Origin of the sequence: Oceanirhabdus seepicola (assembly GCF_023684385.1) — a bacterium.
Classification (GTDB): domain Bacteria; phylum Bacillota; class Clostridia; order Clostridiales; family Clostridiaceae; genus Oceanirhabdus; species Oceanirhabdus seepicola.
This window is the reverse complement of record NZ_JAGSOJ010000002.1, coordinates 1,072,195-1,096,567: the sequence shown is the minus strand read 5'-3', so window position 1 is coordinate 1,096,567 and position 24,373 is coordinate 1,072,195. Positions and strand designations below refer to the sequence as shown.

At 33.1% G+C, this 24,373-nt stretch carries 24 protein-coding genes and 2 riboswitches; all 24 genes read right to left on the bottom strand.

The genetic code is table 11. The annotated features are described in order from the left end of the window. Positions 1-439 precede the first annotated feature (439 nt). Positions 440-652 (bottom strand): DUF1450 domain-containing protein, encoded by a 213-nt coding sequence (locus KDK92_RS12495; RefSeq protein ID WP_250859591.1) that lies wholly within the window; start codon positions 650-652, stop codon positions 440-442. Next, complete coding sequence (locus KDK92_RS12490) at positions 642-1,418, bottom strand: cobalt-precorrin-6A reductase (RefSeq protein ID WP_250859589.1); 777 nt, start codon at positions 1,416-1,418, stop codon at positions 642-644. The genes KDK92_RS12495 and KDK92_RS12490 overlap by 11 nt, the downstream gene beginning before the upstream one ends. A 91-nt stretch (positions 1,419-1,509) precedes the next feature. Beyond that, positions 1,510-2,229: a precorrin-3B C(17)-methyltransferase gene (cobJ, locus tag KDK92_RS12485; RefSeq protein ID WP_250859587.1), complete on the bottom strand. Its 720-nt coding sequence runs from the start codon at positions 2,227-2,229 to the stop codon at positions 1,510-1,512. A 34-nt stretch (positions 2,230-2,263) separates the two neighbouring features. Beyond that, a complete protein-coding gene (cbiG, locus tag KDK92_RS12480) occupies positions 2,264-3,319 on the bottom strand; it encodes a cobalt-precorrin 5A hydrolase (RefSeq protein ID WP_250859585.1) in 1,056 nt (351 codons plus the stop codon). A 128-nt stretch (positions 3,320-3,447) separates the two neighbouring features. Continuing rightward, complete coding sequence (cobM, locus tag KDK92_RS12475) at positions 3,448-4,209, bottom strand: precorrin-4 C(11)-methyltransferase (protein ID WP_250859583.1); 762 nt, start codon at positions 4,207-4,209, stop codon at positions 3,448-3,450. Between the two features lie 12 nt (positions 4,210-4,221). After that, positions 4,222-4,905, bottom strand: a complete 684-nt coding sequence (locus KDK92_RS12470) for a cobalt-factor II C(20)-methyltransferase (protein WP_250859582.1) — start codon at positions 4,903-4,905, stop codon at positions 4,222-4,224. An 86-nt stretch (positions 4,906-4,991) separates the two neighbouring features. Further along, on the bottom strand, positions 4,992-5,552 hold the full coding sequence (gene cbiT / locus KDK92_RS12465; RefSeq protein ID WP_250859580.1) for a precorrin-6Y C5,15-methyltransferase (decarboxylating) subunit CbiT: 561 nt from the start codon (positions 5,550-5,552) through the stop codon (positions 4,992-4,994). Then, positions 5,552-6,154, bottom strand: coding sequence for a precorrin-6y C5,15-methyltransferase (decarboxylating) subunit CbiE (cbiE, locus tag KDK92_RS12460; RefSeq protein WP_250859579.1), 603 nt, complete (start codon positions 6,152-6,154; stop codon positions 5,552-5,554). The genes cbiT and cbiE overlap by 1 nt, the downstream gene beginning before the upstream one ends. A 32-nt stretch (positions 6,155-6,186) precedes the next feature. Continuing rightward, the gene (cbiD, locus tag KDK92_RS12455; protein ID WP_250859577.1) at positions 6,187-7,281 is read right to left on the bottom strand and encodes a cobalt-precorrin-5B (C(1))-methyltransferase CbiD; all 1,095 of its coding nucleotides are present in this window, start codon (positions 7,279-7,281) and stop codon (positions 6,187-6,189) included. A 12-nt stretch (positions 7,282-7,293) separates the two neighbouring features. Further along, on the bottom strand, positions 7,294-7,920 hold the full coding sequence (locus tag KDK92_RS12450) for a precorrin-8X methylmutase (RefSeq protein WP_250859575.1): 627 nt from the start codon (positions 7,918-7,920) through the stop codon (positions 7,294-7,296). A gap of 29 nt (positions 7,921-7,949) precedes the next feature. Further along, the gene (locus KDK92_RS12445; RefSeq protein WP_250859574.1) at positions 7,950-9,332 is read right to left on the bottom strand and encodes a cobyrinic acid a,c-diamide synthase CobB; all 1,383 of its coding nucleotides are present in this window, start codon (positions 9,330-9,332) and stop codon (positions 7,950-7,952) included. Positions 9,333-9,421: 89 nt separating this feature from the next. Next, positions 9,422-9,615, bottom strand: a riboswitch (cobalamin riboswitch). A gap of 112 nt (positions 9,616-9,727) precedes the next feature. Continuing rightward, positions 9,728-10,567: a hypothetical protein gene (locus tag KDK92_RS12440; protein WP_250859572.1), complete on the bottom strand. Its 840-nt coding sequence runs from the start codon at positions 10,565-10,567 to the stop codon at positions 9,728-9,730. A 28-nt stretch (positions 10,568-10,595) separates the two neighbouring features. Continuing rightward, a complete protein-coding gene (locus KDK92_RS12435; protein WP_250859571.1) occupies positions 10,596-11,414 on the bottom strand; it encodes a hypothetical protein in 819 nt (272 codons plus the stop codon). A 45-nt stretch (positions 11,415-11,459) separates the two neighbouring features. Beyond that, a complete protein-coding gene (locus tag KDK92_RS12430) occupies positions 11,460-12,281 on the bottom strand; it encodes a CalY family protein (RefSeq protein ID WP_250859570.1) in 822 nt (273 codons plus the stop codon). 134 nt (positions 12,282-12,415) lie between these two features. Continuing rightward, complete coding sequence (locus tag KDK92_RS12425) at positions 12,416-13,504, bottom strand: pyridoxal phosphate-dependent aminotransferase (RefSeq protein ID WP_250859569.1); 1,089 nt, start codon at positions 13,502-13,504, stop codon at positions 12,416-12,418. Between the two features lie 21 nt (positions 13,505-13,525). After that, complete coding sequence (cbiB, locus tag KDK92_RS12420; protein WP_250859568.1) at positions 13,526-14,479, bottom strand: adenosylcobinamide-phosphate synthase CbiB; 954 nt, start codon at positions 14,477-14,479, stop codon at positions 13,526-13,528. Continuing rightward, entirely contained in the window at positions 14,479-15,960 is a 1,482-nt protein-coding gene (locus tag KDK92_RS12415; protein ID WP_250859567.1) for a cobyric acid synthase, read from the bottom strand. Before KDK92_RS12415 ends, cbiB begins: the two co-directional genes overlap by 1 nt. Positions 15,961-15,970: 10 nt before the next feature. Next, positions 15,971-16,801, bottom strand: a complete 831-nt coding sequence (locus KDK92_RS12410) for a sirohydrochlorin cobaltochelatase (protein WP_250859566.1) — start codon at positions 16,799-16,801, stop codon at positions 15,971-15,973. A gap of 16 nt (positions 16,802-16,817) precedes the next feature. Further along, positions 16,818-16,999, bottom strand: a riboswitch (cobalamin riboswitch). Between the two features lie 194 nt (positions 17,000-17,193). After that, the gene (locus KDK92_RS12405) at positions 17,194-19,011 is read right to left on the bottom strand and encodes a 5'-nucleotidase C-terminal domain-containing protein (RefSeq protein ID WP_250859563.1); all 1,818 of its coding nucleotides are present in this window, start codon (positions 19,009-19,011) and stop codon (positions 17,194-17,196) included. A gap of 168 nt (positions 19,012-19,179) precedes the next feature. Next, on the bottom strand, positions 19,180-21,318 hold the full coding sequence (locus tag KDK92_RS12400; RefSeq protein WP_250859562.1) for a hypothetical protein: 2,139 nt from the start codon (positions 21,316-21,318) through the stop codon (positions 19,180-19,182). A 73-nt stretch (positions 21,319-21,391) separates the two neighbouring features. Further along, complete coding sequence (locus KDK92_RS12395; RefSeq protein WP_250859560.1) at positions 21,392-22,048, bottom strand: hypothetical protein; 657 nt, start codon at positions 22,046-22,048, stop codon at positions 21,392-21,394. A gap of 43 nt (positions 22,049-22,091) precedes the next feature. Continuing rightward, positions 22,092-22,787 (bottom strand): YveK family protein, encoded by a 696-nt coding sequence (locus tag KDK92_RS12390; RefSeq protein WP_250859558.1) that lies wholly within the window; start codon positions 22,785-22,787, stop codon positions 22,092-22,094. 156 nt (positions 22,788-22,943) lie between these two features. Next, on the bottom strand, positions 22,944-23,636 hold the full coding sequence (locus KDK92_RS12385) for a single-stranded DNA-binding protein (protein ID WP_250859557.1): 693 nt from the start codon (positions 23,634-23,636) through the stop codon (positions 22,944-22,946). A 186-nt stretch (positions 23,637-23,822) separates the two neighbouring features. Next, the gene (locus KDK92_RS12380) at positions 23,823-24,311 is read right to left on the bottom strand and encodes a VanZ family protein (protein WP_250859555.1); all 489 of its coding nucleotides are present in this window, start codon (positions 24,309-24,311) and stop codon (positions 23,823-23,825) included. Positions 24,312-24,373 lie beyond the last annotated feature (62 nt).

Below are 24,373 nucleotides of genomic sequence, written 5' to 3'. Positions count from 1 at the left end.
TCCAAATATACGATTATCGAAATTTAGATTATATGTAATCTATAAATAAAACATATTAAGATTTAGTTTTAGATAACACAAAATTTACATTAGTTAAACTATGAAATAAAAATGAAGTAATTCATCATAGATATTACTTTAAGAAAAGTTTATAAGATAAGTTTTTTTGTTATTTAGCAATATATACATATGTTTAACACTAATATTTATATTATAACACCTTAAGATTATAATTTCAAATTACTGTAAATAGTTATCTTTTTATAAATAATTTAGTTATATTAACAACAAAAACCATTACGAGTATTCATAATGGTTTTGTTATATATTAAACACATAGTACCATAGCTTACAACTCATTTTAACCACATAAACAGTACATAACTAAACTTGAGCAACAAAAAAAGCACGTATAGCTTAATAGCTATACGTGCCAATTCTAAAGATACATTTTTATTATAGTCTCGTAAAGTTCCTCTTCAGACTCACCCTCAATATACTTTCCATCTACTCTAATAATAGGTTTGTACCCGCAACATGCACATTCACCTATACATTTGTTCACAGATGTTTCAATCTGCGGATACTCTTTTAATAATTTATCACGTAGTTTCCCACTTGCAATATTATGCTCACAAAAACTAACTTTCATTGTTCCACCTCGACTTAAGTTCTTCAACACACTCTTTTATGGAATTGAATTTATTAGGATAATCCATTTGTTCTTTTTTTATCACAGCCACTGGTATGTTAAGGTCTAGGGCACTTTTGATTTTCTCATCTGTCCCTCCAGCAAGACCGCTATCCTTCATAATTACACATTCTATATTATACTCTTTATAAAAAGCTTTATTCAACTGATAGCTCACAGGCCCCTTTATCATTATAAGATTATGAGGTTCAATACCTAGTTCCTCCATCTCAGTCATGACTTTTAAAGTTGGAAGCACTCTGTGTATTACTCTGTTATGGACATTTAGCTCCTTAACTCTTTTTATATTCCTACTACCAGTGGTGTTAAGCACGTTACCCTGTATATTCTCAAGTACCTCTTGAAGACCTTCATATCCTTCTACTAGATGAACCAGTTCCTCATCTCCGTACTTTTCAACCACGCTCTCTCTCTCATACCTCAAATAGGTTATACCACTCTCATTACAAGCTTCTATAATATTCTTTGAAACCTCAACAGCATAAGGGTGAGTACTATCAAGAAAGATTTGTATATTAAGTTCTTTTATCTTATCTTTGAATCCCTTTTTATCAAGAGGTGTTGTGTTGAGTATTTTTATATCATACTCGTTTAATATATCTCCACCATACTTTGTGGCCGTTGTAACAAAGACATCTCCTGTAAATTCATTGATTCTTTGTAAAATCTCTCTTCCTTCGCTTGTTCCAAGAACTAAACCTATCATCCCTACCTCTCCTCACTACCTAATGTAGTTTCTCACGCCAGTGAGAACTCTCCATCATTCTACATTATCAATTATCCATTATCCATTTGTTTTAATCTATCTTATATCCTCTAGGAGTTATTATTCTTCCATTTTCAATATATGTATTACTATTACCAATAACCACGATAGACATCATATCTACAATTTCTTCATCGAAGTTTCCAAGAGTAGATATATGCACGCTCTGATCATCCCTAAGTGCATTTCTAACTACCCCTATTGGAGTATTCCCATCTCTATATTCTCTAACAATATCAAGACACTCTTTAAGATATTGTGGTCTTCCTTTACTTCTAGGGTTATATAATGAAATTACAAAATCCCCTTCTGCCGCAAGTTTCACACGTTTCTTTATAGCTTCATATGGAGTCATAAGATCACTTAAGCTTATGTTACAGTTATCATGCATCAATGGTGCTCCAAGAACTGAAGCTGCTGAGCTACTTGCAGTTACCCCTGGTATAATCTCCACATTAGCATTATTATCCAGCTGTAATATCAAACCTGCCATTCCGTATATACCTGAATCACCGGTGCTTATAACAGAAACAACCTTATCTTGAGCAAGTTCGATTGCTTTCTTACATCTATCCTCTTCACCTCTCATACCAGTAGCATATGTTTCTTTTCCTTCAAGAAGGGGTTCAACCATTTTTAAATATTTTGTATAACCAACAACTATGTCACTTTCCTCAATAGTCTTTTTTGCCTTTATTGTCATATGCTCAAGACCACCAGGTCCAATTCCAATAACATATAATTTCTTCATATGAAATCTCCTCACTTTAGGCATATTATATACCTTACTTAATCTTTCCTATAGCCAAAGTCATTCCTTCTAGCTTCTCCTTATGATGTGTTATCTCCCCACCATAGAGTTCAATAACAGGTTCAGCCACACATCTCACTCCAGTAATTTTCTCCACAAAATCACTGCCTTCATACTTTAAGTGAACTGTGCTTATCTCCTCTTTTGAATAAGTTCTAAAAGGACATTGAAGGTGCTCTGCTAATTCAATTATGCACTTTTCATCTTTCTTAATATCAATAGATACAATTTCCTTAACTCTGCGTTTATCTATATTATATTGCTGAAGTTTTTCTTCAACTGTTCTAATCATCTTTTCCTTTGAAAATTCTCTTCTACATCCAATCCCTAGGATTATATCCTGTTTCATGAGATATAGCATAGTTTTTTCATTATTATCTTTCCAATTGATTTTATCTAGTATCTCTTTTCCGTCCAGAGGATTACCAACAATAACAGCTCCATGAACGAGCTCTTTACTGCCTTTTCCCTGGTCAAGATTAACATACCCTCTTGGCGTAGATATCTTATTATCATTATCAATAAATACAACGCTTTTATTGTTCACCAAAAACGCTGCAATATCCTTGCATACTTTCATGTCATGGATGATAAGATTATTTTCCTTTGCCACCATATCTGGCGCACATATTCCAAGATTATCAGTTGCGGTTGTTATAACAGGAACGGCATTTAATCCCTCACCAATTATGTGTGTTAACTCATTTGCCCCACCAAGATGACCACTTAAAAGACTTATTGCAAACTTACCTGTACAATCCACCACCACAACAGCTGGATCTGTAGCTTTACTCTTCATTAAGTTTCCAATTCCCCTTACAGCTATTCCTGTAGATGAAATGAATACGATTGAACCATATTTTACAAATGCATTTTCAACACACTTTTTAAATCCCTGCTCTTTCACTTCATTGCTCTTCATCATATGAATACATTCACTTTGAAAAGTTGATTTGAGAACATCTACCACCTTATATCCTATAGAATCGCCCTTAGCAGTCACACTTATTACTACAACCTTGCTCTTCATAATTTTCCCCTTACTCATTATTCACATATAGACATCCTACATCAAAATTCAATATAAGATATTCTGAAGCATGAAAAATATCTTCAATATTTATTCTTTGTTCTTTGTTCTTTGTTCTTTATTATCTATTATTTATTTTTCCCGTGGGAACTTCTGAACATGTGTGTAAAATCCTTATCATATAATTTACTCTTCTCATATTCACAGTCAATAAAATCACCCACAAGAATTTGTGCTTGTTTTTTAATTCCTGCTTCATGAACCTTCTCTGCGATGTCATCAAGAGTTCCAAATATAACTCTTTCATTTTCCCACGTTGCTCTCTCAACTATAGCTATAGGCACATTTTTCCCATATCCTCTTCTAAGCTTATCAACAACCTTTTCAATCATGCTGATTGAAAGGAATATTGCCATTGAAGCACCTACTGAAGCAAGTCTCTCAAGATCTTCTGTCTCAGGTACTGGAGTTCTTCCTTCAACTCTTGTTAAGATAATAGTTTGAGTTACCCCTGGAAGTGTAAACTCTTTCTTTATAGCAGCTGCTGCCGCTGTACATGAGCTAACCCCTGGAACTACTGTATATTCTATATTTAACTTATCAAGTTCATCCATCTGTTCTTTTATAGCACCATAGATAGCTGGATCGCCTGTGTGTAATCTTACAACATCTTTACCTTCTTCAGTTGCTCTTTTCATAACCTCTATAACATCCTCAAGAGTCATAGAAGCTGAGTTAAATTTTTCAACTCCCTCTTTACAGAATTCAAGATGAGCTGGACTAACTAATGAACCTGCATATATAACCACATCTGCTCTGCTTAGAGCATCTCTTCCCTTAACTGTTATTAAATCTACATCTCCTGGACCTGCACCAACTATATAAATCATTCTATTTTCCCCCTATATAACCTGTGCTAATTCTTTTTTCTTAGCAAGAATTAACGCCATATATTCTTTGTTCTTTATAATTTCTTCTCTATCTCTTAAAATCTCTTCTCCAACTCTTCCAGCTTTCTTTATATAAACATAGTCAAATCCATTAGCATCTAAGAAATCAACAACCTCTTCTTCTCTCTTATATACTTTCATAATAACCAAAAACTTTTCATCTTTAACAGCATCTAATCTAGCTGCTGGCGTAACCATAAGAGGTTCATTACCAAGCACTAGGTATTCATTAGCAACAGCGGCACTAGCACAGAAAGAAGTTATACCAGGTACAGTTACAACCTCAAATCCTCTTTCGTTGATATAATTCAACAAATGAGTGTAAGTACTATATACAAAAGGATCTCCTATTGTAAGGAATGATACATTCATACCTTTCTTTAAATATTGATATATTGCTTCATATGTTTCCCTTGCCTTATCTTGAGTATTATCCTTTCCCATTGGAAAATGAATTATCTCAATCTTCTTATCTTCACTAATATACTCTTTCGCAGTTTCGTATGCGATACTCTCTCCACCTTCAAATGCACTTGGAGCAAATATAACCTCACTGTTCTCCATTGCTCTAATAGCTTTAATTGTTAGAAGTTCACTATCTCCTGGTCCAACACCTATTCCAAATAACTTTGCCATTACTTTTCCTCCTCTTAGGCATATTCAAAAAACTAACCAGTCAGCATGCGACGGATATTTTGTATCATACGCCTTAATCAATATTTTTATTTTCTTCCGTTAATTATAAAAATGGGATTGTTAGCCAATATCATTTTACTCTTACCCTTTATTCTGTTAACAGCTACTTGTACACACTCATATTCCATACCCATTTCTTCAAGTTTGTCCATAGCTTTCACGGCATTTGTCAATGTGATGAAGTTCAGTACCATGTTACCTTCATCATAAAGGAGATTGTAGCATATTTCAATTATTTCATCCAACTCTCCGCCGCTTCCTCCGATAAACACTGAATTAAACTTTCCATTAAGTCCTTTTAGTTCTTCAAGAGCCAGACCATGGATTACTTTCATATTATCTATTCCAATTTTATCTATATTGAGTTTAATAAGCTCAACAGCTTTATCTTCCTTCTCAATAGCGATAACTTCTCCCTTTGGACAATTCACTGCAGCGCCAATACTCACTGAGCCTGTACCCGCTCCAACATCAAGTATTCTACTGTCTTCTTTAATATCCATTTTTACTAGACTTAAAGTTCTTACTTCTTCTTTAGTCATGGGAACCTTAGCTCTTATAAATTCATCATCTTTTATTATTCTCATTAGACTTTTCTCCTAACAACCACAACACTCAGCCATGAAAACTCTTTATTCATAAGTTCCTCAGGGCTTCCTTCTGTGATTTTTTCATCTTCATAGGATAGATTCTCCCCAACAATAACCTTACACATAATCTCATTATTGAAAAGTTCTTTGCATAACATCTCAGGAGTATTCTTCTTACCTGTTAACCAAAACGAAGTTTCCTTCTCCTGAACACATTGTATAAAGTTATTTTCTCTCCCATGCATACTACTCACATGTGCATTATGCCAAGGAAGAGCTTTCTTTGATGCAAGATATTGAAAGCTACTTATACCAGGAATTATTCTAATCTCTTCATCCATATTTCTCTTCAAATAATCACTTATCCCATAGAAACAAGGATCGCCTGATGCTACTATAGCAGCATTTCCTTGGTACCCTTTGACCTCTTCAAGTATAGAAGATATGCTAGTTACACATTTCTTGTTCTTATCTATAAAATCTATACTCTTTAATGCTCTTTCAAAACCTAGAATTACATCACTTTCTTTTAACACATCAATAGCTAAAGGAATAATATATTCTCTAGCACCTGGCCCAATACCAACAATGGTTACCATTATTTATCCCCTCCTATATAGAAAATTACATTCTATTTCTCTATTGTGCTGTATAAAAGTCCTCTCTTCATTGCAAAGATTGCCACATCACACTTCATCTCTTCATAATTGTATATCTCGATTCTTCTTTGAATCTTCTCACATAAATTCTTATATATGAAATCATATTTATCTTCATATTTCTCATGGAGTTTATTAACAGCTCCTTCTGTTGTCTTCTCATCATATATATCTTTCACAATGGAAGTATCAACTCCATTCAACGCCAACTCTAGTGCTAAACTCTCAAGTCTAACATCACTAACACGTGAATGAGTCTGAAAACATCCCATTGATATTTTGCACATCTTTCCTATATGACCTACTATGGTTACCTTTTTAATTCCAAGTCCTCTGCATGTATCAAGAGCAAACCCAACAAAGTTTGACATCTCAACACACTTGGATTTATCAAGTCCCATCTTCTCACAGAAATTCTCACCCATATTCCCAAAAACAAGAATAGGTTCAGTTACTCCCTGTTTAAACTTAGACTGTATCTCAAGCTCCACAGAACCTTTCAAAGCTTCTTCACTCATAGGAACAACAATCCCTGTGGTACCTAATATAGATATTCCACCAATTATATTAAGTCTTGGATTAAAAGTCTTTTTAGCAATTTCCTCCCCTTCAGGAACAAATATTGTAATTGTCACACCACAGTCCTCAGGTAGAACCTCATGAACCTCTTTCTTTATCATCTTACGTGGAACTGGATTTATTGCTGGTTCTCCAACAGGTACATATAAACCTTCACCCTTGACAACTCCTACACCAATACCACCTTTTAGTTCATAACCATCTTCTTTTTTCTCAGCTCTAGCCCATATCTCGATACCATTAGTTATATCTGGGTCATCTCCACCGTCTTTTAAAACACAGCATTCCACAAAATCTTCCCCAACCCTTACCTTCTCAACTGGTATGGTAAGTCTAATCCCTTTAGGGGTATCAATCTCTATACTCTTAAGTTCACTCTTTTGAAAGAGCATTTGTGTTGCAGCTTTAGCAGCAGCCGAAGCACATGAACCCGTCGTATATCCACATCTAAGCTTTTTACCACCACTGTTAATATATAAATCTAACATACTTATCAACCTCTAGTTTCTGTCTACATTTAAGTACATAAGAGCATTCACAATTGAAGCTGCAACAGTACTTCCACCTTTTCTTCCTCTTACAGTAATCATTGGTATATCCATCTTTTCAATCTCTTCTTTGCTCTCAGCTGCTCCCACGAATCCTATCGGTGCACCTAAAACGAATTTAACATCAGCTTTTCCTTCTAACATCAACTCTTTAAGTCTAAATAAAGCAGTTGGTGCATTACCGAATACATAGAACTGAATCCCCTCTTCAACAGCCTTCTCAACACCTGCCATAGAACGAGTTATCCCTCTCTTCTTTGCATCAATAGTAACATCCTCATCACTTACATAACATACAACTTCACACCCTAATTTTTCAAGTGCTCTCTTATTCATTCCAGACATAGCCATCTTTGTATCAGTGTATATCTTAATACCTTGTTTTAAAAGATTACCTGCAGCATCTATTGCTCCTTCTCTAATATAAGTTATATCCTTATATTCAAAATCTGCAGTAGTATGTATCACTCTCTTTATTATTGACAATTCTCTCTCATTAAAACTATGCGGACCCATCTCCTCACCTATTATCTCAAAACTCTTAACCTCAATACCCATTGGTTTTTTAATATAATCCATCTCAATTCCTCCTTATTCTTCTGAGAACTTTATTTTTTTATCTTTGTTATTCGTTCTTTGGCTTCTTTCAGTATGTCAATAATAAATTTCTCATTTCCCAGGAAATGAATATGAGCATAAGCCCCTAAAGTATTTTTCTTCACATATCCACATTTCCACTTTTTAAGTTCGCCATAAATATTAACCTTCTCAACCTCATATGATGTTTCTTCTTGAAGGTCAACAAATGATCTATGAAACTCATGACAATTAATCCTAAGATTACTCTTATGTATAGGTGATTTTTCTCCTACTTCAACAGTAGCATACCCAAAATTTTGGAGTCTCTTTGTCATATAACTATTACCATTGAAAAATGAAACCAAAGAATAAGTTTGCTGTGTATCCTCAAGCGCTTCAATTTCTTTATTATTTATACCTTGAGTTAAATACATTAACCCACCACATTCTGCATAACAAGGTAATCCATCTTCAAGTTTCTTCTTTATATCATTAATTAATTCCACATTTGATGAAAGTTCACTTCTGAATACCTCAGGATATCCCCCTCCTATATATAGAAAATCTATATCCTCTGGTAGACTTTTATCTTTTAATGGGCTAAAATAATGAATTTCCCCTGCTCTCTCTAATATATCAAGATTATCTTTATAGTAGAAACTAAATGACTTATCTAGAGCAACTCCAATTTTAAGATTTAATCCTTCAATTTCTCTGAAATCATATTCAACATCATATTGTTTACATTCCTTTGAAATACTCAGAATTGAATCAACATCAACATATTTTTCTACCAATTCACCACAAAGTGCAATCTTCTCCTGAATATCCTCAACCTCACTACTCTGAATAAGCCCAAGATGCCTTGAACCAAGCTTTAATCTATCATCCTTAGGGATATATCCTAATACATTTACCCCGCAATTTTCTTCTATTGATAACTTTAATAGTTTATAGTAACTCTCTGATATACCATTCAGAACCACTCCAGCTATATTTGCATTTCTAAATTGTTTAAGTCCCATAATCTCTGCACATAATGTTGTAGAGACTCCTTTTGGAGATAAAACAAGAATGATTGGTAAACCTAAGGTCTCCGAAAGATGATATGTGGAATATTTCTCATCAATCCCTTTCCCATCATATAATCCCATAACTCCCTCGATAATAGCATAATCTTTATTGCCATTTGCGATTGAGTATTTAACACCCTTCTCTCCCATTAGATATAAATCTAGATTTCTGCATGGTTCACTTGTAATCATACTATGGAAAGCAGGATCTATATAATCTGGTCCAACCTTATAACTCTGAACCTTTTCCTCTCTGTTAACAAGAGCCTTTAATAATCCCATAGTAAATGTAGTTTTTCCTCCACCACTTCCATTTGAAGCAATAATCAATCCCTTCATAATCTTTACCTCTCATTTTTCTCAAAATAAAACGGACTCACTCAAAAAGGGCAGAGAAAGTCCGTAAAAAGAATTTCCCTCCGAAATCTTATGCTTAATATACTAGGCAGGTCTCCTGACTTGTGAATCACTCTCCCCTTCTCCTTCTTCAGAATATAGATATCTATACAAACTATTCTAAATGGATATGAAGGCTCGTCCTCACTTACAGTAGCGGGGGCTGTTGTGGATTTTCACCACATTCCCTTTTCACCCTATGGGCACCTAGATTTACTAATTTATTTTTCATTCTATTTATCTAATAATCATTATCTTCATTATATAATATTTCAACAAAATAAACCATAATCTTTTAAAAACTCCCACAATCTTATTAATGCATATTCAAATAACTACTAATCCTGATTTTGAAGATACCCTTTTCCTATTGAATTCACCCAGTAATAAGCCATTTGTTCAAAGTCTTCCTCACTCATATCTTTAGGAGTAACTACTATTTTATTACTCTTAACCAATTCCATAACAGCATCTTCTTCAAATTGAGTACTACTTACTTTATATCTCAACTTTAGACTCTTTCCTGCGTGTGGTCTATATGCGCAATCTCTATGGAACTTTATCTTGTATGTCCATTTTTCATAATATCCAGGTTTCAATGCACCCACACAGTACCCCTTATTTATTCCGGCCATTGTATTGTTATTATCTTTCCATTCTCTTAAACTAATAATCCCGTCTCCACCTCTAGTCCCCTTACCATTAATATCAAACTTATCAATCTTATCTCCAATCAACTTATATTTTTCAGTTATATTACTATGTAAAATATATACCTCCTCCAGCTTTTTTTCCTCAGCTGAATTAAATATTTCCCTTTTCAACTCTTCAAAAACCATACCGTATCCAAGTTTATTCTTCATACTCAATGAAAAGTTACCAGTATAAAATATAGGTATACTTCCATTGTTTTTAATATTCACTACAACAGAATTATCCTTTGATAGCCCAATATAATCATTAGGAAATATATGTGTACTCTTTATATTTAGATTAAAATTTTTAGTCTTATCATTCACAACCACATTCATTGTTCCACTGGTTATCTTAGAAAGTTCACTTAAAATCTCTGATGTAAACCAAGCACGTGTGGTTCTAGCGGTGATTATGATGATAATAACACACAATATAATTATACCTGCAACTGCAGTTCTTCTTGCTCTTTTTCCTATACTCATTCATAATCACCCTCTCTTTCCACATGTTCTACTGTTTCGTAAAGAAGTCCTTCTCAATTGACTCATACAGCCATTCTGTAGTTGTATTAAAATACTGTTCTGATACATCTTCTGGAACATTAATTATATAACTTCTGGATATATTTCTAAAAGTCTGAAGATTATTCTGCCCACTGTAAACTTTATATTGAATAGGCATGCTCTTTCCAATATATTGAGATGAAGCAGCATTTTCGTGGAATTTAATTTTATATTTCCACACTTCTCTACATCCTGGTTTTAACATACCTGTTGTATACCCTTTAAAATTTCCAAACATCCATCCATATATATTCTGTACTTCTCTTAAGCTTATCATCCTATCTGCACCGTTTTCCCCATTGATGTTATATGTATCTAAGAGATCTTTGAGATATGAGAATTCACCTATAAGCTTTTTTTTATTGAAATACTTTTTGCTTTTTACTTGCTTATTCTCTGCATTATATACCTCTCTTGTAACATCTTCTACAATGAATCCATTTAGTATAAAGGTATCTTCTCCGCTATAACTGAATCCACTGCTATAAACGATAGGTATACTACTTTCGTTCACAATCTCAAATTCAATATTATTACCTTCTGTTACAGAAAGATAATCTCCAGGAAATATCTCATTAGGATTTATATTTATGGTAAAATCCTGTCTAGCATCATTTACCTTTATTTTAAGATCACCTGTTGTAATTGTGGTAGACTTACTAAATACATTCTTCATGAACCATGCGTAAGTTGAGTCAATATTTTGTGCTATAACAATAATAGCCAGTAGAATTATAATTATTTTAAATTTCTTTTCCCTTCTCATATTAACCACACCTTAAATTTAAATATCTCAATTTTTTAAAACCACTTACAAAGTATCCTTCCAATCTCTAGCTATTTCATCAAAACTACCATCATCATTATTAAAATCTAACTTCACAACTTTCTGCGCAAGCAACATATTAGTTATAGCGTCAACTCTGTTTTGTGTTGCCTCTGCACCGTAATCTAAAAATATATTAAATCCATTTTTGATATTATACTCATTTCCACATTTCTCATGAAATTTAATTTTCATAGACCATGTTTCACTTTCTCCTGGCTCAAGCTGTCCAGCATATACTTTTGCAAGTCCAGCTGGTTTTGTGCCACAAAATTCTATCCACTCTCTAATGCTTATTAACTCATCAGCAGGTCTAGTATTTACAGCAAATAACTCGCCCTTAAGGTCGTACCTGTCTATATCAAGTACATATGCTCCCAGTGGCGCGGCCAAACTAAAATCCCTTACATAAAAGGTAGTTGAAACAACCTCCCCAGTTTTATCCTTAACAGTTCTTGATAGATTCTCAAATACCAATCCATTACTAAGAAAGTTGCTATCTTTTCCATCTGAATATTTAAAATTGCTTAAATACACCATATCAAGTGTTCCTGTATTGCTAATCTCTATTTCAGCCGTGTCATTCTCACCAACCGTTATATAATCGCCTGGTACTAATTTGCTACTTGCAATATCAAACCTAAAATTTTCAGTTTCTCCATTTGCACTCATTGTAAGAGTTCCACTAGAAATTTCATTTTTTTCACTTGTTGCACCTGCAGTAAAGAATGCAAAAGTTCCATACCCTATTCCAGCTAATGCAAGAAACCCCAGTAAAAGCACAATCAAAAGAGTCCTTTTTTTCATCTAAACACCCACTTTAAATTTATTGAAAAAAATATTTATATTTCATATTTAATATTCCTTTAAGTGAAAATTTTATGTAAAAAAAAAGCACGGTCACCCGTGCTTTAAAAACAACTCTCCACTCTCAACTATGTCTATAAGTTATTCAGCATATCAAACAACTTTTCATTTCTATCTTTATCTTTAATCGCAAGCCTTATATTATACTCACTAAGACCTCTATAATTATCTGCATTCCTTATGAGGAATCCCCTCTCGAGACATGCATCATAGAACTCCTTTGATGTGATTCCATTTAATTCACATAATACATAGTTCCCTAGGGTCCTATACACTTTATTAAATACAGAAAATCCCATTAATCTCTTAACAAAAGGCTCTCTGGTATTCTCTAACCATTCTATACTCTTCTTATTATAATCATCATCAAAAAGCACAGACTTCACAGCCTCTACTGCAAAACTATTTATATTCCATGGATTCTGCTTTTTTTCAATCTCATCTCTCATCTCTTTTGAGCTTGTTATACCGTATCCAAATCTGATTCCTGGCATACCATAATATTTTGTAAGAGCCTTAATTACAAGGAGACAGCTAAATTCATTCACCCATTTTACAAGGGATTGATCTTCAAGTAGTGTGAAATGAATAAAAGCCTCATCAATGATAACCTTCTTACCAGTTTTCTGGCAGTGCTGAAGAATTTTTTTAACACTCTCTTTATCTAGCACACTACCATCAGGGTTATTAGGATTTGCTAATATAACTCCCTCTACCCCATCAAGCTCCTGGAGCAATTTCTCATAATCTATATACATTGAATATGTTCCATCTTCATTTTTCTTCTCTTTCATATGAAAATACTCAATGTGTACTCCCCATTTTTCTGCACTTAAATGGTATTCTGCAAAAGAAGGAGCTGGTATTAGTATACTCTTTAAAGTAGATATTGAAAGATCAATTATCTCTGCTGCACCATTTCCAAGTAGAAATAAATCCTCATTAATCCCCTCATATCTACTTAGTGATTCTCTCACCATTCTGTATTTTATATCTGGATAATTTACAACATTTTTTAATGCCTCATCCAAACTCTTTTTAAAACTTTCAGGTACCCCTAACGGATTTATATTAGAACTGAAATCTATAAGTTCCTGTCCTTTTAATTTACCCTCAGTATAAATATCTCCTCCGTGCACCATAAAATCACCGACCTCTTTCATTCTCTTTTAGGCTTATCATCCTTATTTATATACGATAACGATTATTAACAAGTAAATTGCTAAAAGCCATATCTCACTACCATACATAAGCTTCACAGTATCTTTAATATGCTCAAGACTTAAAGTTTTTACCTTATCTCCAATAGTTGGCTTATATATCTTCTCTCCAAAATAGGTATTGGTTCCCCCTAATTGAATTCCAAGAACTCCTGCTGTAGCTCCTTCAGGATATGCACAGTTTGGACTTTTATGATTTTTTCTATCTCTAATCATTATCTTTAATCCATTAACCATATTACCACCTACAACTGGAGCCGATAATGCCATAAGGAATCCTGACAATCTTGCAGGTATAATATTAAACACATCATCAACCTTTGCTGGGAAGAAACCTATATGCTTATATTTCTCAGTTAGATACCCTAGTGTTGAGTCCATTGTATTTATACCTTTATATAGCATAGCAAGTGGCGCTCCGCCTATCATGGCGTAAAATAATGGGGCTATAACACCATCTGCAGTGTTCTCAGCCACAGTCTCAACATCCGCTCTTATTATCTCTTCTGCACTCAACTGTGAAGTCTCACGTCCTACTATGTATGAAAGCTTTAGCCTAGCATCCTCAATATCATCTTTCATAAGGGCATCATAAACTTTCATTCCCTCAACATTAAGACATTTGCAGGCTAATGTAGTCCACAGAATGAAAATATTCAATCCATGATGTAATACCCCAATCTTTCTTGTGATGAATAGTAGGAGAAATGGAACTAAATAAGTTACTAGTGCAACTACTATTACAATCACACCACCATACATTTTAAGCTGTTTATCATTTTTAGCAAGCTTTCTGAATATCTTATCTAGTTTTCTAATAAGTCGTCCTATATATATGATAGGATGTGGAAACCCATAAGGGTCACCTACTATCCAATCAATTATCACAGCTATAACAACATCTATTACATACCACATTAGTTTTTCTTAACTCCTACAATCTTATATATTTCATCCATATCTAAAGCATTTCTAACTAGATCAGCAAGTTTATCAAGTTCTTCTTCTCTTATACTTTCATATTCTCTACTCTTACGTTCTTCTAATCCTTTTTCTTTTCTTAAGCCATTTAGTATATACTCTCTAAAATTCACACTATCAAAAATACCATGAATGTATGTACCAATTACATTCCCTTTATCGTTTATTGCTCCATCCTTAACTTTAACTTCCTTGCCATTTTCACTGTAAATTTCAAAGATAGACTTACTTCTTTCTCCATATTGACATTGTCCCATATGAATCTCATAACCATATACTTCTCCACTACATTCACTGCATGTTGCCTTTACTCTTGTCATAGTCTTATCTTTTTCAAATACAGTTTCAATATCAAGTATACCTAGTCCATGAACTTCACCAACAGTAGATTCTGTTTCATAAGGATCCTTTAACTTTTCCCCAAGAATCTGGAATCCACCACATATACCAATAGTCATTTTTTCAGCAGAGTGCTCTTTAATAAGCTCCTCAAGACCACTTTCCCTCACAAATACTAAATCCTCAAGAGTATTCTTACTTCCAGGGATTATTACCATATCTGGATTTCCGAATTCTTCTTTTCTAGTAACAAATCTTACTGATACATCTTCTTCAATTGTTAAAGCATCAAGATCAGTAAAGTTTGAAATGTGAGGAAGCTTTATTACAGCGATATCTATATCACCTTTCTTCTTCTTGTTAAATTCAATAGCTCCGTCCTCATCCTCAAGCATTAGCCTAAAGTAAGGTACAACTCCAAGTGTTGGAATATGAATAACATCCTCAAGCATAGTAAGTCCTGGCTTAAGTATCTCCACATCTCCTCTGAACTTATTTATAATAGTTCCTTTAACTCTCTTTTTCTCATCATCCTTAAGTAGCAACATAGTTCCTGCAAGGGATGCAAACACTCCACCTTTATCTATATCACCAACAAGAACAACAGGCGCATCAACAAGCTCAGCCATTCCCATATTTACTATATCTCTATCTCTTAAATTAATCTCAGCAGGGCTTCCTGCTCCCTCCATAACAACAATATCAAACTCTTCCTCAAGCTTCTCAAATTCATCTTTGAGCATATCTTTAAACTCAAGCTTCATATTGTGATATTCCATAGCTGTAGAATTTCCCCATACCTTACCATTAACAATTATCTGACATTTTCTATCGCTCGTAGGTTTTAATAGAATAGGATTCATAAAAACCTGTGGCTCCATACCAGCTGCATAGGCTTGAAGTACCTGAGCTCTTCCCATCTCTTTTCCATCAAGAGTTATATAAGAGTTCAATGACATATTCTGTGACTTATAAGGAACAACCTTATATCCATCCTGCTTAAAAATTCTACAAAGAGCTGCAACAAGAATAGATTTTCCTACTGATGATGCTGTCCCTTGAACCATTATCTTAGCCATAATAACACCCCTATCCTCTCTTCTTTGTCTTTCCTAAACTATCAAACTCACCACTTATTGCATCTTTTATTCTATCAATATAAATATCTCTTATTTTCTCATTCTCACCAAGTCCATGCATGTATATATCCACATTGAAACCTTCTTCTGTAAGGATTGTTTTCCATGAATCCTCCTCATCTGAAGCCATATCATTTTGTGCATGGTCCCCTGCTACAACCATAAATGGCATAAGTGTAACATTCTTAATTCCTTTTCTTTTAATTCTCTTGATTACTCTATCTAAAGTAGGGTACCCTTCCACTGTAGCCATATATACATTTTCATATCCATTATCATGAATTACACTCTCTAAACAAGAATATGCTGTTGTTGAAGGGTGCATTGTACCATGTCCCATCATTATTACACATTCCTTATCTTTAAATGTATCCTCAATAGCATTAAATACCATAGTGTAATCATCAGGAGTATCTTCTTCCTCTCCCTTGAAATAAAGAAGTGGTCTACCAACTTTTATAACTTTAAAATCAGCATAGAAAGTATGCATTATTGATATTTTTATATAATCATACTCTTCCCCTGGTATCACATGGATAGGTTGTACATATACTTCCTCAAACCCTTTATCTTTTAAATCTTTTACTGCTTCTGCTGGAGTTGGTACAGTAATACCATCTCTATTCTTAATTTTATTAATTATTTTATGAGAAGTGTATGCCTTAACAACCTCATACTCTTGAAATTCTTCTCTTATTTTACCCTCGATTCCATCAAGAGTTAACTTTCTTGTTTCCTCATAGCTTGTACCAAAGCTTGCTACTACTATCGCTTTTTTCATGTTTGCTTCCCTCCGAAGATTTGTATTTGTAACGGCAGGTCTCCTGACTAATGATTCTTCCTCCTCTTGCCCTTCTCTGAATAACTCAAGTTCAAATGGATTTGCAAGATTTGTCCTCACTTACAGTAGCGGGGGCTGTTGTGGATTCTCACCACATTCCCATTTTAAGCTACATGCACCGTATACATTTTTCTAACAATAGATATCTCAGCTCAATAATTGTTTTATACTTGTCCATAACTCATTGAAACCTTGAGATTTTGGAACAAGAATAAATCAAATTTCGCGGTAGAATCTCTATATTTAAGTTTATTATAACCTATATAAGTAGTCAACGTTATTTGACACAAAAAAAAACGCAGAAACCTAAATTTCTGCGTTGAAAAACTTATTTAGTTATATGGAATTTCTATAGAATCTCCAACAAAAATCATGTAAGGTTTTTCGATTTCATTAGCTTCAGCTAACTTCTCATAAGTAGTTCCGAACATTTCAGCGATTTTACCTAATGTATCACCTTCAACTACTGTATAAGTGTTCATGTCAGCATTTTTAGCTGTAGTTGGAACTACTATAACATCACCTGGGAAGATCATGTTAGGGTTAATTCCAGCATTAACTGCAACTAACTCTTCATATGAATCTAATTCTAAAGCTTCAGCGATTGTTCCTAAAGTATCACCATACTTAACTACATAAGCACCAAGAGATACTATTCTACCTTCAACTGCTGCCGCTTTTCCACCATCTTGGATAAATGCAACAAGAGCTTCGTCTTGAGTCATGAACTCTCCAACTCTCTCTGCTGTTTTAAACATTTCATAACCGTCTCCACCAATTCCTAAGAAATCACTAGTAGCCATGATATAGTATTTTTCTGGATCCATTTTAGTATCTCCAACCATAACTTCTACGATTCTATTTCCTGCTTCAGCAGCTGGATTGAATACGTAAGTCATACCTGCAACATGAGGGAATGCACCCTTAGCTTGTGGATAACTATCAATACCATGCTCAAGAGCAGCGATGATATCTTTTCCTAAGATTTTCTTAGTTGTTACTGTGTTACCAAATGGGAATGCAGTTACAACATCACCTTTAGTGATATCTCCAGCTTTGATTGAAGCTCTGATTCCTCCACCATTTGTGAAAGCAACGTCAGCTTTAGTAGCCGCTAGCATAGCGTCAGCGATAAGATTACCAAGGTTAGTCTCACCAGTTCTAACATCTCCTCTTTCACCATCTAAGTCCACATCAGTTTTACCAAGAACAACTGATAAGATTTCTTTATTCTCTGCATCAATTTTTTCAACTAATTCTGTCATTTCAACTTTTGGTTCTAATTCTTTAGCTTCTTTTTTACCAATTAATTTTGCTTCAGCAGTTACTTTACCGTTTTCAACTGTTAATTCAACAACACCAAAGTTGTTTCCTTTTTCACCAGTTTGAACTAATAAAGTATCTCCATACTTAACAGGCTCTTGAATATCTGTGTGGCTGTGTCCATCGACGAATAAATCAATTCCATCAACTTCTTTACATAAATCCATTGAGTTATTTTCACCTTCAACACCTATGTGTCCAACAGCGATTATAACGTCTACTTTAGACTCAAGCTCTTTAACCATTTTCTTAGCTACATCAACTTGATTCTCAAAAGTTAATCCTTCAACATTCTTAGGATGTGTCATGAATGCTGTATCAGGAGTAGTTAATCCGAAGATACCAACTTTAACCCCTTCATATTCTTTTATAATATAATCTTTAAGTAAAAGATCTTCATTTTCATCTTTAACGTTTGCAGAAAGGATTGGGAAATCAGCTAATTCAACTAGCTCCAACAATCTCTCTTTTCCAAAATCAAAATCATGATTTCCTGCTGCCATAGCATCATACTTAATTAAGTTGTATGCTCTGATAACACTCTCACCTTTTGATAATGTTGCTATAGGTGGTCCTTGAATAGCATCACCAGCATCTAATAATAAGAAGTTTGGATTATCTGCTCTTAGGTTGTCCACTAAAGTAGCAATTCTATCAATACCAATACCATCATATTTGCTTGCGATCATCATACCGTGGAAATCATTAGTATGTCCAATTACAATTTTCACAGGCTCATTAGTATCAGCAAATGCATTCGTTGGCACAACAAACGCCACTAACATAAATAAAGCTACAAAAAAACTTGTCCATTTTTTAGTTCTCATTCCTTTTAAACCCTCCATTAACATATTTATTACAATTATAATTATATATCCATTTTGTATATTAGTAAATATCTAAATTTTGAAATTATTAGTAGTTATTATTAATTAATATTAACTACAACAAAAGCGACATTAACTATTGTCGCTTTTGCTAATTAAATCTTATATTTAGTTTTCTGCAATAACATTTAATTCTAATCGATCCTGTTCTGAACCGGATACACTATCCTTAACCAGAATCAATAATTTATATTCCCCAGTACTTCTGGGATAGAATGGTATCTCGTTACTAACAGTATATTGAGTTAGACATTCCCAAATACCATCATGTATAGCATAGACTTTATACATAAGTCTATTACTATCATCATTATTACCATCATATTCAGCAGAAATATTTATGATATTTTTGCTATGAGCGTTAATTTTACGTCCACCATGATTTTCGCCTTGATCGAAAAGTGTGCAAGACCCTTTATTAAATGAAGTAATCTCAACGTGGCTTATTTCCATTTCAGTCTCTTCCATTGGAATAATAACTTCCATAGACACCTCGTCCATATAAGAGTTAGGAAGATTCCAAGTATCATTATTAGGTCTATATTGTGTTTGAGTACTATCATCCTTTACACGTGCTCTTAGGTATACCTTATATTCTCCTGGATCTCTAAATGTATAAGTAAAAGACTTTTCTATATTATTACTATCACCCTCATCATATTCCTCAATTACTCGCTTACCTCTAGCATCCCAAATTAAGAAAGCAAATTCCAAATTACTAAGATCTACCCCTTGTGATTTTTCACTATCTGGAGATATTTTAAAAGTATAAGTTTCTCCTAATTCAAACCCATTTGAGTTAACAACCTCATCTTCACTAGCATTTGTAGCCGTTACATTAAACAGCCCTTCAAAATTCTCATCAGAGTAATGACTTCTAACAGCATCTTCATACTCAACGGAAAATCTTTTCTTAACAAAAGCGTCTATTACATATTGTCCTTTAGATAATTCAAAATTATTATTTGTTTCACTAACTGTTATAATATCATCATTAATATCCATAATTGAGTCAGAATAGTTTTTAATTGTTTTGCTCCAAACTGATTCTTCACCAACTTTTACAGCTAATTGAGAATTATTTATTGAATTATCTTCATGGAAATTATCTGTATCCACCTTTATTTCAACATTCTCACCCGATTTATCTATAACTACATTATCAATTGATAGATAATCGTCGTTATTATTATCTTCTTTCCTTACAAAAACTTTTCTAACAATAACAGGTTTACTTTTATTATCCTCTACAACTATATTGAATACCCCATCATGCGGTGGTATCCACGTATATAAGTTAACGCAATTATCTAGTTTTTCTTGATATTCCCTTCCTTCATTCCATCCTTTAATAAATACTTTATAATGCTTATTCCATTCATCAGAATTTTTAATCAACCTCATTTCAAAAGGTTCATCTTGTATTGCAACTGCTGGAAACTGAGTATTATAATTAGCGCTACTCAATAGGGTTTTGTCAAAATTAAATGTTAAATTATCGGTATCAAAAGATGTAATAAGATTAACTCCTTTAAACACATCTTTCTCCAATAAGGAAAAATTTTCATAATATGTTAAATCAGTTCCATCACACTTACCATTCTTAATTCTAATGTATATACCAATGTTATCAAAATCTTGATCGTAACTTTTCACAATATTACTTTCATTGATTGCATTAGGTATATCTGTAATATTCCAATCAAAGGTTCTTATCAAACAACAACCTGGAAGTGTATCCCCATAATCTTTTATAAGAAAGTGGTTATTGTTATTTTTCCCCCATATTTGAACATTTTCTCCATCAATACTAATCCCTGCAAACATCATATGAATGGTATAGTTTTCTCTATAAGCAGTTATCTTAGGTAAAAAATAAGCCTCTCTTATGCTCCTGTTCTTTGAAGATGATAAACTCTTTGCATCCTTTCCTTCAATGGCAGCATCTGATTCTGATTTAGGCATTATCTGTTCAATATATTTTATCTCCTCTTCAGTTAATTCATAATATAAATCTTCATTGATCTCTTCTTCATTAAGTTCTTTATCAATACTGTTGTAAATTCCTTTTACTGTTTTTATTACCTCTTCTTGTGTTGAATCTTTTTCTTCCTGATTTTCAGACTTTGCTTCATCACTAGTGTTTCCCTCTGCAAATACCATACTAGGCATAAGAGTTAAAAAAAACACGAATACCATCGTGATTATTAGTGCTTTTCTTAATGTAAAATCTTCTGTTTGTTTCACCTCATCAACTCCTTTCAAGTTGTTTATTATCTATTTTATTAAAAATTTAAAATAGTATAACCACATTAATGAATTATTTACTTTTAATTAGTTCGATTTTATCATCCTTCAAATTAATTCTTTCATAGAGCATCATTCTCTCTATAAGAACAGGATTCAATCGAATTGTTATTACATCACCTTTTTTTATATTAGAGAAATTAAAAGTTATTTTCTTCTCATTTCCTTCATCTATCAACTCTTTATCAAACTCATTGTGAAACTCAGCGTTTATGTAATCCTCAAGCTTATCATTCTCGTCTGTTCCTGTTATTCTACCATTCTCTGATATACTCTTTGGAAGTGCATCCTCTCCATTTCTTCTTTCAATCAAAGTTACCTTAAGGTTGTCTCCCTTTACATATTCAATAGGACTTGTAACAGGTACTTCATTTATCAATAACTCGTATTCCCATTGCATTTGAGCAAGGAAACCTAAATCTTCTTCTGATAAAATTCTTTTTAGCTTATTCTCATAGTACAAATCACATACCTTTTCGATTTCCTCTTGTGACATATTATTTAATTTGTCATAATCCCCTTCAATCTTTTTAAGAGTCTTTGCAAGGGTTTTCTGATTTTTATCCTTATTTGCATACGCTGTTGTCAAAAATAAATTGATAATCAACGATATTACCAATATTATACATACACCTATAAATTTTACTCTTAGTTTTCTAATCTCCTCCACTTTCATGCCTCCATTTTAATAACATCTCTTTTCCTTCTAATCACTATTTAACCACTAAGCTTTCATCAAAGGGTATACTAGCTAGAACAGGTATCCCAATTAAATTATGTAGTTCCTCCTCATCCTTTACCTTAGTATCCATATACTCAAGTAAGAAACATATTCCTATAGACACCATAAGTCCTAAGAATAATGAGATAACTATATTCAACTTAACATTAGGAGAGATTGGTTCTGAGGATATGAAAGCCTTATCCAGTATGTTAAGCTCCCCCGCTGGAAGTATGTACTTACATTCTTCAATAAATATTTCTGTAACGCTATTTGCAATTTCTGACGCATCCTTAGGTGATAAAGCTTGTACAGTTATAGTAAATAATTGTGTATCCACTTTAGGATTTGCATGTATCATTTCTTTTAACTGTTTATACTCATATTCTTTAAATTCCTCATTCACCTGTTCAACAACCTTCTTTGAAGTGGCTATTTCAACATATGTTTTAACGAGTTTTTGATACATCATAACATCACTACTAGTATATTTATCCTCATAGAAATATCTTGCATTTTCCTTACCTATAACTATAGAAACCTTTCCTTCATATTTAGGCTTAATAAGAAACATAGTAACTATTGCTGCTATAATAACGCATAATGCAGTGATTGCTATTATCAGTTTTCTTCTCTTGTGAATTACCTCCCAAAGGTCCTTTAAGTTTAATTCCATTTCTTCTTCCATAATCCATACCTCACTTTCTCTTCTAGTATTTAATTATACCTTAAAATATTACAATTTGTAAATATTTTCCATTTCCTTTTTTTATACTATATCTTACTTAAAAATCTATAAAATAAAAGAATCCATCAAATTAAGTCAATTTGATGGACTCTTTTATTAGAACTTACAATTATTTAGATATTCAACGTTATATGTACAAATTTCAGTGGCTTGTTCACTTAATTTGATAATACTACTGCAATTATCACACCTAATTTCTCTCACAATCTTTCTATTCTGTATACCACCATTTATAAAACATTGAGATCCCACATCTAATCTCTTAAAATCTTCATCGGCCTGATTACTTAAAGATGTGATAAAAACATAATCAGATTTCTTATCATTTTCTTCATATACATGAAGCTTTCTGTTAATTGCCAATTGATACTGGGCGTTTGATACTCCACTAGCTAACTTTCTATACTTCACCTTTCTACATACAACACCTAATATAAAAACCTGATTTGATATCTCTTTTAAATCCTGGAAATCAAGATTTTCTGAAAGTTTTACTAAATCAATAGCGTTAACTACCGTTTCGAATCCTTCAATAACTCTAGTCTCTCCACAAATGTCACATTCGATAATCTGTCTTTTCCCTCTGCTTGCCATAATTCCTTTTATAAAGACAAAATCATTCACTGAACAATCTTTACATTTTTTAAAGCTTTCATAAATCACTACTCTTGGGAAATCTCTTTTACCATTTCTTCGAACAACTTCTAATGTGATTATATCTGAAATATCGTTAATTGCTTCAATTTCTATAATTCTTCCTACTAGGTGAACGTAATTCTCTCTTGCCATCACCTTTCCCCCTGTCTAGTTGACTTATCGCTAAAAATACTCCTGTATAAATAAAATTTTTATCATGCTATGGGTTAACTTCATTGTTGTTGTCATAAATTTACATAATTCCCCCATAAACACTCCATTATAATTTTACTCCATGATAAATATATGTCAAGTTTAATAGGCAATTTTTTCAATATTTTATTTGAAAAATATTCTTTTAATACCATTCCTTATGACAGGTAATTGCGTAATCAATAACAACATAAAAATTCCACCAGACGTATCTATCAAAACATCTCTCAAAGATCCATCTCTTCCAAGTACGAATAGCTGATGAAACTCATCGGTACATGCATATATAAAAGTTATTATTATAGAAATTACAAAACTCTTCTTATAAAGCATACTTGTATATACCTTTGCTCCCCTAACTAAATATTCAAATGTTACAGCTCTATATAATAAAACACTCAAAATTCCATATTCGGTAAAGTGCGCTAGCTTTCTTATAAAAAAATCAATATTCCCCTTAAACAAACTTTCTACATTAACTCCAGCTGCATCAATAATTTCAACAATAAAATTACTTTTCTCATTTGAAGTTTCTGCTACATCACTTGAGAACATGAAAATGACAATCATCCAACAAATCACCATTCCCCATCTTATAGCCCTCTTCCTTTCCATAAACTCTCCTTTTCTATATTACTCATAATTGATTATTTCCCAAGATAAGTATATCATTAAAC